The following is a 15,049-nucleotide window of genomic DNA, read 5'->3' as shown; positions in this document are numbered from 1 at the left end:
CCAGCAGCAGGCCGTCGAGGCCGACCGCGTCCCGCAGTGTGCATGCACCGGCCGTGGCCAGTCGGGCGGTGCGTGCCAGTTGGAGCTCGCCCGCGCCGAACTCCGCCACCCGGCGGGCGTTGAGGGCGGTGGCCCGCTCGGTCAGGTCGGCCGCGGCTCCGGCCAGCCGCGCGCGCAGCACCTCGTACGTGCCCGTGTCGACGACGTCCTCGGTCACGGTGGCTGCTCCTTCCGGTTCTTCCTGCTGTTGCGGGCCGCGCGCTGCTTCGCCGTGCCGTCGCGGGCCACGAGCTGCTTCACCGTGCCGTCGCGAGCCACGAGCTGCTTCTTCCTGCTGTTGCGGGCCGCGCGCTACTCCGTCGTACCGTCGCGAGCCGCGTGCTGCTTCTTCCTGCTGTTGCGGGCCGCGCGCTACTCCGTCGTACCGTCGCGAGCCGCGTGCTGCTTCGCCGTGCCGCTGCGGGCCGCGAGCTACTTCGTCGTGCCGTTGGAGGCCGCGAGCGGGGTCTCGGCGATGCCCAGCTTCTGTGCGGAGGCGAGCAGTTGGGTGAGCTGGCTGCTCGGGTCGCCGCCCTGGCCGATGAGCTTCGTCAGCAGTGCGGAGACGGTGAGGTTCTGCACGTCCGCGGTGGAGACGGAGGACAGCACCCGGGTGAGGTCCTCGGTGAAGCTGGCGTCGCCGTTCAGCCAGGGGCCGGCCAGGGTGCGGGCGGTGTCGGAGTGGGCGACGAAGGCGTCCACGGCCTTGCCCGCGGTCACGGACTGCACCAGGCGGTCGAAGAAGACGCTGTCACCGCCGACGATGTCGATGTTCGCCTTCTCCAGCCCGGCGGCGACCAGGGCGGCCTGCGCCTCGGCGATCTGCCGCTGCGCGTCCAGGCCCGCCAGCCGGATGTCCTTCTCGGCGGCCAGGCGCAGCCGGTACTCCTCGTGCGCTCGGCCGGCCTCGTCGAGGGCGGCCATCGCGGCGGCTTTCTCGGTCAGGCCCTCGGCCTCGGCCTTGAGCTTCGCGCCGATCTCCAGTGCGGTGGCCTGCGCCTTCTCGGTGAGGACGACGGCCTCCGCCCGGCCGACCTTCTCGATCGCCGCCGCTTCCTGTTCGCGCACCTGGACCTTCGCGAGGCCTTGGGCGGCGGCCTCGGCCTGGATGCCCTCGGCGAGGCGGATCTTCGCGGCCGAGTCGAGGTCCGCCGCCTGGCGGCGCGCCTCGGCGAGGACCAGGGACTCGCGGGCCTTGTGTGCGGACGCCTGCTCGGCGGCCTCGGCGGCCTTGATGTCCTTGACCAGTTTCTCCTGCGCCTCGGCCTCGGCCTGGATGACCGTCGACTTGCGCAGCCGCTCGGCCTCCTCGACGGCGCGCAGGGTCTTGATGGACTCCTCCTGCTCGGCGACGGTTCGGTCCACCGCGACGCGCTCGCGGACGACGTCGGCGATCTCCCGCTTCTGGGTCTCGACCTCCTTGTCCTTGGCGATCCGGGCGAGCTCGGTTTCCCGGTCGCGGCCGATCACCTCCAGCAGCCGGTCCTTCTCGATCCGCTCGCTCTCCACGGCGATGACCCGCTCGCGGTTCTTCTGCGCGACGGCCACCTCGCGGGCCTGGTTCTCGCGCTGGATGCCGAGCTGTTCCTCGGTCTTCAGGAACGCGCCCTGGGCGCTGAGCCGCTCCTCCTCCTGGACGCGGGCGATCGCCGCTTCCTCCTTGGCGCGCAGCGTCTCGATCTCGCGGCGCTGGCGGATCTCCGCGTCCGCCTGACGGCGTTCCAGTTCGAGGACGGCCTCGCGGGCGTCGACGTTCTGCCGGGTGATCTCCTTCTCCTCGGTGCGCCGGTACTCGTTGGTGCGGACGTGCTCGATCGCCGTCAGCTCGGTGATCTTGCGGATGCCCTGGGCGTCGAGGATGTTGTCGGCGTCCAGCGAGGTGATCGGGGTCTGCTCCAGGTGGTCGATCGCCGCGTCCTCCAGGCTGTAGCCGTTGAGGTCGGTGCCGATGACCGCGATGATCTGGTCGCGGAACTCGTGCCGGTGGGTGTAGAGGTCGGTGAAGTCCAGCTGCTTGCCGACGGTCTTCAGCGCCTCGGAGAACTTGGCGGAGAAGAAGTCCTGCACCGCTCCCTGGTCGCTGGCCCGGGCGGTGCCGATCGCCTGGGCCACCTTGATGACGTCCTCGACGGTCTTGTTCACCCGCACGAAGAACGAGATCCGGAGGTCGGCACGGATGTTGTCCCGGCAGATCAGGCCGTCGCGGCCGGTCCGGGAGATCTCGATGGTCTTCACCGAGATGTCCATCAGTTCGGCCTTGTGCAGTACCGGCAGGACGATCGCGCCGGTGAAGGTGACGTCGACCTTCTTCGTCTTGGAGATGATCAGCGCCTTGCCCTGCTCGACCTTCCGGTACAGGCGGCTGGTGAGCAGCAGCAGCGCGAGCACGATGAGCAGCGCGACGGCGACGAGCACGCCGAAGCCCACAGCGATGGTGTTCATCACGGTCCTTTGAGTGAAGAGAAGTCGCCGGTGGCGCGGCGGTGCGGTCAGCTGCCGGGCAGCGCGGGATCGAACGGGGCGACGAGGAAGTACTCGCCCTCGGAGTCGTAGTCGAAGATCAGGGCGGTGCGGCCGGTGGTCAGCCCCGTCTCCTGGGTGCGGGTGCGGATCTGCACGACGGCGGTCGACCCGTCCTCGGCGGCGACTTCGGCCTGCCCGAAGTCGCCGGTCACCCGGCCGGTGCGCACCACGCAGAGCCGTCCCACGAAGTCGTGCCGCCGGGTGGCGCGTTCCTGCCGCAGCAGCTTCGCCAGCGGGCGCAGCAGCGCCTTCGTTCCCGTCCAGGCCGAGACCAGTGCCGCGGCCAGGACGGCGGTGCGGGCCGGCAGGCCGGTGGTCAGCGCCGATCCCGACAGGCTCACGGACCAGGCAATGGCGATCAGCAGTGACCCGGCCACCGTCACCGGTGCCCCGCCCAGTCGCAGGCCGTCGAGGACGCCCCCGTGGGCGTCGATGTCGTGCCCCCGTCGAGGAGGTCGACGCCCAGGCCGCCGAGCAGCACCAGCCCCCAGTACCCGGCGACGACCAGCAACGCGAAGCTGAACAGCGCCGTCGGGTAGCCCAGCGCGGCTTCGAAGAACCTGTGCATCCGGTCTCTCCCCCTTTACCTCACGCTGATCGCTCCCGCACTCGGGTGCGCGGATCGGTCATGGCATTCGGGGAGCGGCTCCCACATTGCCAGGATCCGGCAATCTTTACGCCTTGTTTACACCCGAAACTGTGGGACAACGAGCGCACGCCCGGAACGGGTCCGGGGCCGGACACACGCGGGCCGGGCACCCGGAGGCACGGGCACCACGAAGCACGGGCACACGCAGGCCGGCACCCGCGGGACGGCGCCGGGAGGCGCAGGCACACGCGGGCCGGCCACGCTCGGCGCGGGCACACGCGGAGCGGGCACACGCGGGCGCAGACACACGCGGGCCGGCCACACTCGGAGCGGGCACACGCGGGCCGGCACCGGCAGGGTGTCTCCGCGCAGGGGAGTTCCGACGGCCGGAAACTCACCGGTGTCGCACCGAAGCCACCGGCCCGCGACTGCGAAACTCACCGACTCGTCGCAGCCGGCTGCGACCCGGGTAGCAGTCTCGGCCGACTGCCCGGCGCAGGCCTGCGCCGCTGTCGCACCGCACCCCACCCCACCCCGCCCCACCCCACCGCACCGCACCGGCTCCGTGCTGCCGTCGACTCGATGGCGACGACGGCAGCAGTCGATGGCCGGAGCGGTCGGGTCAGTGCGATGCCGACCGGGCGATCCGGGGTGTCCAGGTGGGCCTTTGGTCGGCGCTCAGGGCGATCCGGCAGCGAGTGGACACGGCGTTCAGTCCAGGACCAGCACCGCTTCCCGCTGCACGGGTGCTGCGGTGGCGTGCGCGGTCGTCGCCTCCACCATCCATACACCCGGCGGGGGCGAGAACGTGGCGCTGTAGCCGCCGTCGCCGTCGGGGACGAGCCGTCGTCGTTCGATGGTCTTCCCGCTGTCCGGCGAGACGAGACGGGCTTGCAGGAGCAGGCCGGGCTCCTCGGAGACAGCGGTCACCGGGAGCGGGGTTCCAGCGGCGGCCGCCTCGGGGACGTCGATGCCGAATCCCGTGCCCAGCATCTGGTAGGGGCGGTGGTCGAGCGCCTCGTAGCGGTCGTACAGCTGGCGGTGGAGCAGGGCGTCGTTGGGCAGTGCGGTGTGGCCAAGGCGGAACCAGTCGACGCGGGCGCCGTCCTCCCACTCGGGCGGCGTGGCGGACAGGCACGGCACGGTGCCGTCGCCCTGCCACCGGTCCCGGTCCTCGAAGCGGTCCGCGTAGGTGATGACTCCGGCCGGCAGGCTGAGCGCGATGTCGGTCGGCTCCCCCTTCCCGCCGGAGGCGAACACCCGGTAGGGGGCGGGTCGGCCCGCCAGCAGGTCCTCCGCGGTGTTCCGGCGCACCGCCTCGTCCAGCTCGCGGCGCAGGGCGAAGGCGTCGTCGACCATGGCGGTGTCGAGGTCGGGAACGGGCACCGCGTCCAGTCGCGTGCCGGCGGGGTGTCCTGTCACGCACTGGTAGGTGGGCAGCAGTTGGTGGACGGACGGCATGGTGCGGGCAGCGGTCACGAGGGCTTCGCGCAGCCTGGTGCCGATGCCGAGGAGCTTCCTGCCGGAGAGGGTCCCGGTGAGGATCCGCACCGCCTTCACCGCTCCCGCGTACGGCGTGCCGATGGTCACCAGGGTCCGGGCGGTCTCCCGTCCGCCCAGCACCTCCAGGTAGTAGCGGGCGACCAGACCGCCCATGGAGTGGCAGACGAGGACCACGCGGGGTTCCTCCTCGTCGCCCGCCGCCCGCCGCTGCTCGCGCCACCGCTGGAGTTCACGGCCCACGAACTCCTTCAACAGGGCGGCGGAGTGCCGGTTGGACAGCCGCCAGTCGTACGGGAAGACGGCGACTCTGCCCTCGGCCAACTCTCCCAGGTGCCGGGTGAGTTCCCGGTAGGCGACGTGGGGCAGCAGCCCCGGGTAGATGCGCGGTTCCCGCAGAAGGCGGGCCGGTGTCAGGGCGTAGGGCCCGTCGGGGGCCGCGTCGCCCAGGCCGGGGGGCAGCGCCAGCCGATCGAAGAAGCCTTCGATGCCCGTGGCCAGCCTGCCGCCGACGCCGAGCGACAGGTTCCACACGTCGCGGCCGTCACCGTCGCACAGGACGCTTCCCATGACTCCCGGCACGAACACCACCAGGTCGTGTGTCACTTGCTGACTCTCCTTCACTTCGTCGGACGTCGGGCCGGGAGGCTTCAGTCGGGAAGGGTCCGTCGCGAGGCGGTGCCGCCGGGCGGGGACACCGTCAGGACGTCCATGCGTTCCAGGCCGACGGACGCCACCACGAGCCCGGTGCCCTCCGGCTCGCGTTGTGCCATCACCTGGTGGACGGCGAAACCGCGATCGGGGATGCCCGAGGTGCGCAGGTCCTCGTGCACGTCCCACAGGTGCAGCACGTGCGAGGCGTCGGCGGCCAGGACCAGCACGCGGTTGCCCGGCAGGCTCCGGCAGGCCAGGGACCGAACTGCCACGACGGTCCTGCTCAGCGGGCGCAGTTCAACGGCGCCCGCCGCCTCCCGAGCTGCTGGCCGCGCGACGAAGACGCCCTTGCCGGTGGCCACGGCGACGTGCCGGCGCCCGTCGTCGTCGTGCGTGCCGGCCAGGGCACGAACGGGCGCTCTCTCCGGCGACCTCAGCGGTACCGGGGCGCCCGGCTCCTGCGCGTCCCACAGCCACACGGTGTCGCCCGCGCCGGCGAGCAGGAAGGGGCGGCCCGTCGGTGATGCGACGAAGGCGAGGTGGCGGACCATGTCGTTGGGCACGTGCAGCGGCGGCAGGGCGGCGGCGGACTCTGCGTCCCAGCGCCGGACGTGCCGGTTGTCGGCCGCGAAGACCTGCACGGTCTGACCGACGCCCAGTGCCACGGCCCCTACGGCGCCGTCCTCACCGGGCGCGACGGGCAGCACGGTCGCCGCGCCGCCGCCGATCCGGCGAACGACGACGGTGGGCCCGTACGCGGTACTCCGCCCGCCGGCCGCCAGCCACGATGCGCCCGAGGTGTCGGTGCACAGGTCCACGGCCTTGTACAGGGCGAGCTCCGACTCCTCGTGGAGGACGCGTCCTCGCAGGTCCCACACCCGCGCGGCGTCCCGGGCGGAGAGGGCCACGGCGCCCTCGCCGGGAGCGGTGCACACCAGGGCCCCGGCATGCTCCATGCCCGGCGCGGGCAGCGCCGCGCGGCGGGTGGAGGACGCGGCGTCCGCTTCCGGTCCGCGCTCCCAGATCCGGACCAGGCTTCCGTCGGCGACGGCCACCCGGCCGTGCTCCCCGCGCAGGACGGTGACCGACGTCGGCCGTGACCGGTGGCCCGTCAGCGGGGCCAGCTCGTGGCGGGTCTCCAGCGACCATCGGCGGACCCGGCCGCCGTCCACGGCCAGGACCAGCGGATTCGCGGAGTCGCTCAGGGCGACGGTCGCCCCCGACGGATGCCGCAGACGGGCGGTGAAGACACACTCCGCCTGGAACTGCTCGCCGCCGTCGAGCCGCCACACGCGTACCTGCGGACTCCTGGTGGTGATCGCGGCGGCCCAGGGGCGTTCACCCGCCGTGGTGACGTCGAGGCACTCGACGCGGCCCGTCCCGGAGCCGAACCCGCCGCGGAACGCGCCGGTCCACGGGTCCAGGACGGCCACGCCCTGTTCGCCGCCGACCAGCAGGCAGGGCGAGTTCCCGACGGTGGTGACGGCGGTGGCGAACACCTCGCCCACCCGGCTTCGCCAGAACCCGCGGTGCCGGGGCCGGCCGTCGCGCCACTCCCACACCGCCACGTGGGCGCCGAAAGCGGCCGCGACGGCCTCCCGGCCGGCGACGGTCCCCACCGCGACCGCTCTGACGGGAGCCGCCCAGCCGAACACCCGCACGAGTCCCGTGCTGTCCCGCGGCCAGATCAGGACACGTTCCGGATCCGCCGCCACCGCCGCGATGCCGCCCTCCCGCGCGGGCGCGGCCAGCGACGTCAGCCGGTGCGCCGCTCCGTCGGACGCGGCGGGCACGTAGCCCCGCACGAGCTCGGGCCGCCCGCCGGTGCTGCTCCAGTGCCACAGGCGCTCACCCGCGGCGTAGAGACCGCCGTCCGGGCTCGACGACACCACGAGAACGTCTCCGAACGGCAGCCCCAGGCTGCGGCCGGGGGCGAAACGCTCGGCCGTCGTCCACTCGTCGGTCCAGTGCAGCGGCGCCGCCGAACGCGCCCACGGCATGAGCTCCGGCTGCTGGCGCAGGGCCTCCGCCTGCAACAGGGCGGCGCGTTCGTCGGGTGCTCTGCGCGCCAGGTCCTCGGCGACGGGCCGGTACAGCTGCGCCTTGGCCGATGCGGTCGCAGCGGGCTGATCGAGCTGGGTCACCAGCCGCCCGGGATCCAGCCGGACGAGCAGTTCGGCGTCCTCCAGGAGGGCCGCCAGCTCGCCGGCCCGGGCGGCGTGCGCGGCCGTGTAGCGCGCGATGTAGGGGTTGGTGGCGGCGCGTCCCCGGTGCAGCGTGTCGTGGACCCGGCGGAGGACCGCCAGCATCGTGGCGTGGGCCCGGGGCTCCGGCAGACCGCAGGCGCGCAGCAGGTGCCCGACGAGCGTCTCGTGGTTCAGCCGGAAGACCGGCTGGCCCGCCTCACCGTGCGCCACCACGTGGGCGCCGCCGGCTTCGCGCATCGCGAGGATGTCGCGGGCCCCGTAGCCGCGCCGGTCCCCGCGGACCTCGGCCAGGGCCCGCGCCGCCTCCAGCCAGATCCCGTCGTTCTCGGGCAGGCCCGCGCCGAAGGAGAGCGCCAGCGGGAGCAGGAGCCCGAGCGCCCAGCCGCCGGTGGACGTCCCGCCCGGCGCGGCGGCGTCCAGGGCGCGGATCTCGTGGTCCAGGGCCTCGCCCAGTCCCGAGGCGAGCACCTGCCGGAACTCCTCGTCCCCGGGCCCGACCGCCCGGTTCAGCCGCAGCAGGGCGGAGCAGTGCAGCTTGGCCACCAGGAAGACGCCGTCGCTCTGCCGCACCAGGGCCCGGCAGACCGCGTCGAGCGTCTCCTCGACGCCGTGGTACGGGCTTCCCGGGCCGCCGAGTCGGGCGCGTACGTAGCCGGCGACGTCGGCGTCCCGGTCCGGCGCCTTGTCCAGGTCGAAGGTGAGGGCGCGGTCCAGGAGGGCGAGGGCGCTGCTCCCGGGCAGCGGCCGGGTGCCGATCAGGACGCGGACGTTCGGCTCGTGGGAGAGCGGGACCAGGACGTCGGCGACGAGCGAGTCGAGCTGCGCCTGGTCCGCCTCGTCGAGTCCGTCGACCAGGAACGTCGTCGACGCGGCGTCGCGGCACCTGCTCAGCAGGGCGTCCATCACGGCCCGCAGGTCCGGCCAGCCCTCGACCGGTTCCGCGAGCTGCAGGCCCTCGGCGAGCTCGCGCGCGCATTCGACGGCCCCGCGGCCCCGGCACTGGATGCCGGCGTCGATGGCGCTGAGCAGCGCGCTCCGGCGGACCGGCGAAAGGCCCTTGAACTGCGGGGTGTTCGCGATCGTCATCAGCGCCAGCTGGGCGAGCAGCGCCGATTTGCCACTGCCCGGGCCGCCGGTGACGATCAGCGCGCCGTTGCGGCCGGGCGAGCCGATCCAGTCGGCGAGGCGGTCGAGGTAGTTGCGCCGTCCGGTGAAGGAGCCGGCCTCGTCCTCCACGAGCAGCCCGGTGAAGCGGCTGCGGAGCATCGTCTGCACGTGCGCGTCGAGCAGTTCCTGCCTGCGCGACCGGGTGGCCGTGGACAGCGGCCGGGCCAGCGCGTCGTAGTACGGATTCAGGAACAGGCCGACGAGCCTGCTGCCCCCGTGGATCTGCGGATGCACGAACTCGTCGGCGAGCTCGCCGCTCACGGCCTCCAGCACCTCGGACGCGTGCAGGGCCTGGGCGTACGGCGTCCAGAGCAGCCGCTCGCGGAACTCGAAACGCGGATCGTCGCAGACGCGACGGAACGCGTGCAGCCAGACGCCGAGCTGCGCCGGCTCGTCGCCGTGCACCGTGCCGAGGACGCCCACGCCGCGGAAGTAGGGCGAGCCCTTGGACACCGGCCGGGGGCCGTAGTAGTCGTCCTCGCGGTTGAAGAGCCCCGTGTGCACCTCGCGTGCGACGTGCGAGGCGTGGCAGGTGTCGAGGATGACCAGGATGTCGCCGGTGGCCTGCCTGAGCAGCTCGACCAGGTCGCTGCCGGTGATGTTGCCGTCGAACTGGTCCGGATCGAGGTCCCGGCAGGGCAGGACCGCGGTGTCCCGCCCCTTCCTGATCCCGTGACCGATCCAGTAGAGGATCTTCCGTCCGGCGGGCGTGGCCATCGCGCGGCGCAGCCCCTGCATGACCTCGCGCCGGGTTCCGGTGACGGTCGGCGCGTCGGCCGTGAAACCCAGCCGGCGGGCCAGGGACCGGAACTCCTCGACGTGCTCGGGGGCGTCCCGCAGGTTGAAGTGCGGGTGGTGGTCGTAGGTGTCCAGGCACACCACCAGGGCCTCGCCGTGGTCGCCGCCCGTGCCCACGTAACCTCCCCCGTCCGTGGGGGATCATGTTGCCGCTCGTCGCATCGGTGTGCAACTGTCTTGACACACAATCGAATTGGGGAGTGGGGGTATCTTGCACGACCAGGAACTCTTCCGTATCGGGTCACTGCACACCACGTGCTACGTCTACGAAGGAGACGGCACGCGGCCGATCAGCGAACGCAACCTCAGGATCTACTTCGAGGCCGCCGATCCCGTGTACGTGCCGGAGGAGGTGCGGCGCTGGCGTCAGGAGATCGAGGACGAGCAGCACACCCGCGCGGTGGCAGGCCGCGACCGCCGCTGGAACCATCCCCGGTTCGCGGTGGAGACGGTGGCGGTCACCCGCAGCGACGACCGCGAGGACCCGATCGTGGAGATCCGGTTCTCGCCGACCGACTACTTCACCTTCCTCGCAGCCCAGCAGCTGGACCGTCGCCTGGAGGAGGGCGAAGGGGCAGGAAAGACCCTCCGCGAGCACTACCTCGACGGCAGGAACCCCGTCCTCGTCAACGGCTTCCTCTCCGCCAGCTTCGGCGCCAACGTCGCCGTCGTGACCGGCCGTGACCAGAAGATGCTGTTCTCCCGGCGCAGCGCGACCGTCGGCGGAAACGCCGGAAACTGGAACTCCTCCGCGAACGAGGGGCTGTCCGGGGAGCACGACCTGAAAGACGGGGTGCCCGACCTCTTCGGCGCCGCCCGTCGAGCCCTGCGCGAGGAACTGGCCGTCCACGAGGGCGATGCCTGCGAGCTGGAACTGCTCTCCTTCGCGATGGACACCGAGCGGCACCAGTGGGCAGCGTTCTTCCTCGCCGTACTCCCCGATCTCGGCGAGGAGCGGCTGCGCGGCCGGTGGAGCAGGGGCATCGACGACAGATGGGAGCACAGCGAGTTCCGCTTCGTCCCGGCCGAGGCCGACGAGGTGATCGCGTTCATGCTCAGTCCCGAGACCCGCGGCCACTGGACAGCCTGCGGCCCGGCCCTGTTCCAGCACGCCCTGGTCCGTCTCATGACACAGCGGCTCGGCAACGCGGGAAAGGGTCGGCTCGCCGTGGAGAAGGCCATCGATCGCCACACCCAGGGCGACTGAGAACCGACCGACCTGCACGACCTGCATGAGGCGCTTCGCCGGAACCGAGCACCCTGGAGACCCGCACGCAAGCGGCGCCGGGAGAACCAGGACCTCCCGGCCGGCTTCGCCCACCGAGGCCCGCCGCCGGCCCGCACTCCGGCCGGAGGCACCGCCGGCCGGCCTGCACCCCGGCCGAAGGCACCGGAGACCGCCGGCCGGCCTGCCCCCACATCGCCGTCGGGCCGCCCTGCCTGACGTCCACTACCGGCGCGCCCGCCCCGCCCGCTTCCTCCTCGACCCGTGGCCCCGCCGTGGCGGAACCGCCGGACCACCACACGGCGGGCAGCCCCTCACGCCGCCGGCGCGCAGCATCAGGTCGCCGGGATCCCCGCCTCCGCTCCTGCTCCGCGCGCCGGGCCGGAGGCGGTGGCTCTGGAGAAGTGGCGTGGGCGGGGTGCGCAAGCGGATGCGCGGGCAGCTGTGGCCGGTGCCCCAGCAGGCGGTGGCATGCGCCCTGGCCCGGTGGGCGGCGAGGAAGCTGTTCGACCACCACCTCCCGCTGCTCGCCCCGATGGCCGCCGTGGTGGCGCTGAACACCCCGGTGGGCGGCCTGGGCACCCACGCGGTCCGGGTGGTGCCCGGCGTGGCGTGGGGCGTCCTGGTCGGCCAGGGCGCGTACACGCTGTTCGGCCACCGCTACGGGGCCCTCGCGGTGGGCTGCGCGATGCTGCCCTCCCTGCTGGTGGCGCCGGCGCCGGCGCCGGACGGCGAGCGGGTGACGACGGCTCAGGCCGCGGCCAGCTCGGTGATCGCGCCGGCCTCCGGACGGGAGGCCGGCATCGACCGGGTCCTGGACGTGCCGGCAGGGGCCGGTGTCGCCCTGGCCTTCAGTCAACTGCTCTTCCCCGCCCACCCGTTGAAGCTGCCGCGGGCCGCCGGGGCGGAGACCTTCCGCGGGCCGGCGCGCCTGCTGCGGCTCGGCGCGCGGGCCGACGCGGGCGACCCGGACCTGCTGCTGCCGCCGGAGTCGCACGCCCTGTACCGCCTGCTGACGGACGTGGACCGGGCCAGGACCGACACGGCCGAGGTAGCCCGGTGCACGCCCCGCCGGCGGCGGCAGCGGCACTCGGTCCCGGCGTCGAGCGGGACGGCCCTGCGGCTGGGCGCGCTCGCCAACAGTCGCCTGACGCCGGCCCGGTTCACGGCCGACGCCGAGGGGCCGGACCGGCGGGCCCTGCTGCCCGTGATGGACGCCCTGACCCGGACCCTGTCCGCGTACGCGGCGGCGGAGCCGGGACGGGACGCCCGGGAGGACTGCGTGCGGGCCGCGCTCGCCGCGGCGGCCCAGGCACCGCCCCACCAGGACCCGCCGACCGAGGCCGGGCGCCTGGCGGTGCACGACCTGCTGGTGGCGATCGGGGTCGCCGCGGACACCGCCGCGACGGCCGTCGACCCCCGACGGCGGCCCGGACCGCCGCCGGGGCGCTCTCCCCGCGGACCGACCGCCCGGCAGTGTGCAACGCCCGGGCGCCGAACCCGCACCAGCTCCACGTTCTCCCGGCCCAGGACCCGGCCCGTCGCCACGGCCGGCTCGTGACAGGCCAGGCCGGGGCGATCCGCAGGTTCCGCAGCACGGGGTCGTCCCGGGCCGCGATCTCCTCGGCCGGGACCGCGATCCGCTCCGACTCCTCCACGGGCACGCCCTGGAGCGCCGGGGCCGACGGGATGGCCGGACCGGCGAGGACCGCACCCGCCGCGGGGCGGGCCGAACCCGCGCTCTGTCGTCGAGGAGAACGGTCCCGCCGACTGCCGCTCGCCGGAATCCGGCTACGGCCGGGGGCAAAGGAGTGTCGTCAGCCGCGGCCGAAGCAGCGCTCGAGTTCCTTCAGGTCGTAGAAGTAGGAGCTCTTGGCGATCGGGTGGCAGCCGTCCTTGAAGGCGGTCTCCCTCTCGTTGTAGAACATCCGGACCAGGTAGGACGGCCGGTCCTTGCCGTCGTCGGCGGCGCGGTACAGGTCCCATTGGAGGTTCGCGGCCATCGGGGAGACCTCGGCGCCGCGCCACGGGTTGTTCAGGTAGCTGTAGGGCTGGTCGGCGGCGGCCTGCCGGGAGCTGCCGGGCAGGCCCAGCAGGGCGGCCAGCGGCTCGATCTCCTCGGCGTGGGTGAAGCGCAGCACCGCGCCGTTGCCGCTGGTGCCGGCGGCCTTGGCCTCCGCCTGCGCGAACAGGTCGTCGAGCAGGACGCCGGCCATCTTGTAGGTGATGGTGCGTCCGCTGAAGCCGGGGCCCTTCTGGTAGAACTCCTCGGCGTCGTCGAGGTAGGCGAACCACTGGGCGTCGCGCGGGGTGAGGAAGCGGTCGAGCGAGACGCCGGGGGCCTCGACGGCGAGGTCGGGGGCGGCGCTGAACAGGGCGTACAGCGAGCGGGCGAAGGCGATCTGCTGCGGGGCGTCGAGGGTGTCCAGGAAGCCGCGGGTGAACAGGCGCTGCGCGGTGTGGCGGGCGGCCTCGGCGGTGCGCGGGTCGGCGTCGATCCGGGCCAGCACGGCGGCCAGGTCGGGGTCGTGGGCGAGGTAGGCCTGGTAGTCGGCGTTCTGCGGCTGCTTGTGGAAGTAGAGCAGGTTCTTGTCGGTCGTCGGGGCCTTGATCAGACCGGCCACGGCCGGCTCGCCGGCGGCCAGGCCGGCGGTGAAGGCGCTGGCGCTGGCAGTGGCGCGGGCCACGCCGGAGGTCTCGACGACGATGGGCTCGCCCTGGGCGGCGATGGTGTCGAACAGGCCGGGCAGGCGCTGCTCCATCCGCAGCGCGGTCTGCCGCTGCTCGTCGGCGCCGCGCGCGGAGAGGTTGCCGTAGCCGATGCCGGAGGCGGCGGCGAGCAGGGTACGGACCTGCGGGGCGAGTTCGGCGCCGAGGTCGGTGAGCGCCCCCTGCTGCTGCGCCCGGTCGAGGAGGGCGAGCACGGCGTCGCCGTCCTCGCTGCTGCTCATCGCGCGGGAGCCGTGCCGGGCGACGTTCTCGGTGAAGACGGCGGTGTAGCCCTTGGGGACCTGCTGGTAGTGCCGGACGTCCTGCTGCGGGGCGTAAGGGGTCTTGGTGCCGTAGACGTCGCGCTGCGCGTGGCCGGCGGCGTCGGCGGTGCCGGCCAGGCCGACGGTGCCGGCGAGCGCGGCCGCGAGGGCGGTGGCGAGAGCGGCGGAACGGTTCACGTGGGAGCCTTTCGGAGCTGGCTGACCGGTAGGTCCCCGGTCGACCGCCGCACCTTCCCAGCCCCTCCCCAACCTCCGCCGTCCGGAGGCGGAGCAGCCGGTGTCCCCCGGGTGAACGCAGACCCTCCCACCGCTGCACTCCCGCCGCCGGCTGCTCCGCAGGCAGGGGCTAGAAGGGGGGTTCCCTCCGGGAAGACCGCGGCAATCGGGACCGCGTGGGCCTGCTCCTCCTGCCGGTGGGCCTCCCGGAGGCGGTCCACGGTCTCCTCGGTGACGCCCAGCGCGCCGGCCGGCCGCTTGATCTGCTCCAGCTCGCCGGGGGCGAGGACGCCGTCCGCGTCGCAGGCCCGCAGCGCGTCGAAGACCAGCGGGACGCGGGCGACCCGGGCGAGCACCTCCGAGCTCTCCATCAGGGCGACCACGTCCTCGTCGGCCGGCTACGCGACGAGTTCCCGAAGGAATTCCCGGTTACCGCCGATAAGGGTGGCCATGTACCCCAGAACCCGGTCCCGCTCCCCCGGGGCGAGGACGCCGTCGCCCTTGACAGCGACCAGCAGGGCCTTCGCGTAGATCCGAATGCCGCCGAAGTCCGGGACGGCGGTGAACGTCCAGTCCTGCCGGAACAGCCACATGCCGGTCCCGGGGCCCGCGCACGCATCTGCTTCGGCCATCGTCGTTCCCCCTTTACTGGAAGAGCGGCCGACCGGGGCGGACAATCGCGGACGTTGCACCCCGTCAACGGCCGCGCTGGGAAAGCCCGTTGCGGATACCACACACCGAGTGCCGGGGAACCCGGCCGTCCCGTCGGCGACACGACACCACCGCCACCCGAACGAGTGGCCGCGGCCGGAACGCCGGCAGTCCACCGAGACCAAGCCGAAGCCCGCAGGCCAGACACACGGGCACGAACAGCAGAGACTCGACCGCTTCGAGGCTACGGCGGACCCCCGGCCCGAGCAGACCACGGGCCGGAACCGCCTGAGTCGAAGAGTCAAACGGCGAGTGCGTGTGCCCCGGGCAGTCTCTCTCCCGTCGGAGCCCGTCGTTCAGCCCGAACGGATGCCCTAGTTGTACTGATCACGGAGGTTGGTGACGGGGTTCACGGTGTGGTGATCTTGAAATGAGTGAGGGCCTTCTGGCTCGGTGTGGATTGCGACATCTGCACCGGCTCCCAGAA

General features: G+C 73.2%; 11 protein-coding genes. 2 read left to right on the top strand and 9 right to left on the bottom strand.

Going from position 1 to position 15,049, the window contains the following annotated elements:
• The 6 genes from KCH_RS43085 to KCH_RS35920 all read right to left on the bottom strand — a co-directional run.
• The coding region (locus tag KCH_RS43085; RefSeq protein WP_035870301.1) for a DNA repair ATPase at positions 1 to 217 on the bottom strand (217 nt) is incomplete at its 3' end.
• Between the two features lie 254 nt (positions 218 to 471).
• The gene (locus KCH_RS35935) at positions 472 to 2,481 is read right to left on the bottom strand and encodes a flotillin family protein (protein ID WP_035870299.1); all 2,010 of its coding nucleotides are present in this window, start codon (positions 2,479 to 2,481) and stop codon (positions 472 to 474) included.
• Positions 2,482 to 2,528: 47 nt separating this feature from the next.
• Positions 2,529 to 2,903: a hypothetical protein gene (locus KCH_RS45700; RefSeq protein ID WP_244305595.1), complete on the bottom strand. Its 375-nt coding sequence runs from the start codon at positions 2,901 to 2,903 to the stop codon at positions 2,529 to 2,531.
• A gap of 38 nt (positions 2,904 to 2,941) precedes the next feature.
• The gene (locus KCH_RS45695) at positions 2,942 to 3,130 is read right to left on the bottom strand and encodes a hypothetical protein (RefSeq protein WP_244305594.1); all 189 of its coding nucleotides are present in this window, start codon (positions 3,128 to 3,130) and stop codon (positions 2,942 to 2,944) included.
• A 732-nt stretch (positions 3,131 to 3,862) separates the two neighbouring features.
• Positions 3,863 to 5,257: a lipase family alpha/beta hydrolase gene (locus KCH_RS38415; protein WP_051653837.1), complete on the bottom strand. Its 1,395-nt coding sequence runs from the start codon at positions 5,255 to 5,257 to the stop codon at positions 3,863 to 3,865.
• A gap of 44 nt (positions 5,258 to 5,301) precedes the next feature.
• Positions 5,302 to 9,594 (bottom strand): AAA family ATPase, encoded by a 4,293-nt coding sequence (locus KCH_RS35920; protein ID WP_035870298.1) that lies wholly within the window; start codon positions 9,592 to 9,594, stop codon positions 5,302 to 5,304.
• 94 nt (positions 9,595 to 9,688) lie between these two features.
• Here KCH_RS35920 and KCH_RS35915 point away from each other — a divergent pair, with 94 nt between their 5' ends.
• Together KCH_RS35915 and KCH_RS46345 are read left to right on the top strand one after the other, a co-directional pair.
• Entirely contained in the window at positions 9,689 to 10,684 is a 996-nt protein-coding gene (locus KCH_RS35915) for a hypothetical protein (RefSeq protein WP_063750241.1), read from the top strand.
• Between the two features lie 427 nt (positions 10,685 to 11,111).
• Entirely contained in the window at positions 11,112 to 12,263 is a 1,152-nt protein-coding gene (locus KCH_RS46345; protein ID WP_051653836.1) for an FUSC family protein, read from the top strand.
• 256 nt (positions 12,264 to 12,519) lie between these two features.
• Here KCH_RS46345 and KCH_RS35905 read toward each other — a convergent pair whose 3' ends face one another.
• From KCH_RS35905 to KCH_RS43640, 3 genes are read right to left on the bottom strand one after another with little or no spacing between them, the layout of a single operon-like run.
• The gene (locus tag KCH_RS35905) at positions 12,520 to 13,872 is read right to left on the bottom strand and encodes a histidine-type phosphatase (RefSeq protein WP_035870294.1); all 1,353 of its coding nucleotides are present in this window, start codon (positions 13,870 to 13,872) and stop codon (positions 12,520 to 12,522) included.
• Complete coding sequence (locus KCH_RS43645; RefSeq protein WP_208866026.1) at positions 13,869 to 14,282, bottom strand: tellurite resistance TerB family protein; 414 nt, start codon at positions 14,280 to 14,282, stop codon at positions 13,869 to 13,871. Before KCH_RS43645 ends, KCH_RS35905 begins: the two co-directional genes overlap by 4 nt.
• A 27-nt stretch (positions 14,283 to 14,309) precedes the next feature.
• Complete coding sequence (locus KCH_RS43640; protein WP_051653834.1) at positions 14,310 to 14,543, bottom strand: tellurite resistance TerB family protein; 234 nt, start codon at positions 14,541 to 14,543, stop codon at positions 14,310 to 14,312.
• Positions 14,544 to 15,049: the final 506 nt, after the last annotated feature.

It is taken from the genome of Kitasatospora cheerisanensis KCTC 2395 (assembly GCF_000696185.1).
Lineage (GTDB): Bacteria > Actinomycetota > Actinomycetes > Streptomycetales > Streptomycetaceae > Kitasatospora > Kitasatospora cheerisanensis.
Note: the sequence above shows the minus strand (reverse complement) of the source record. Positions and strands in the feature narration are given on the sequence as shown.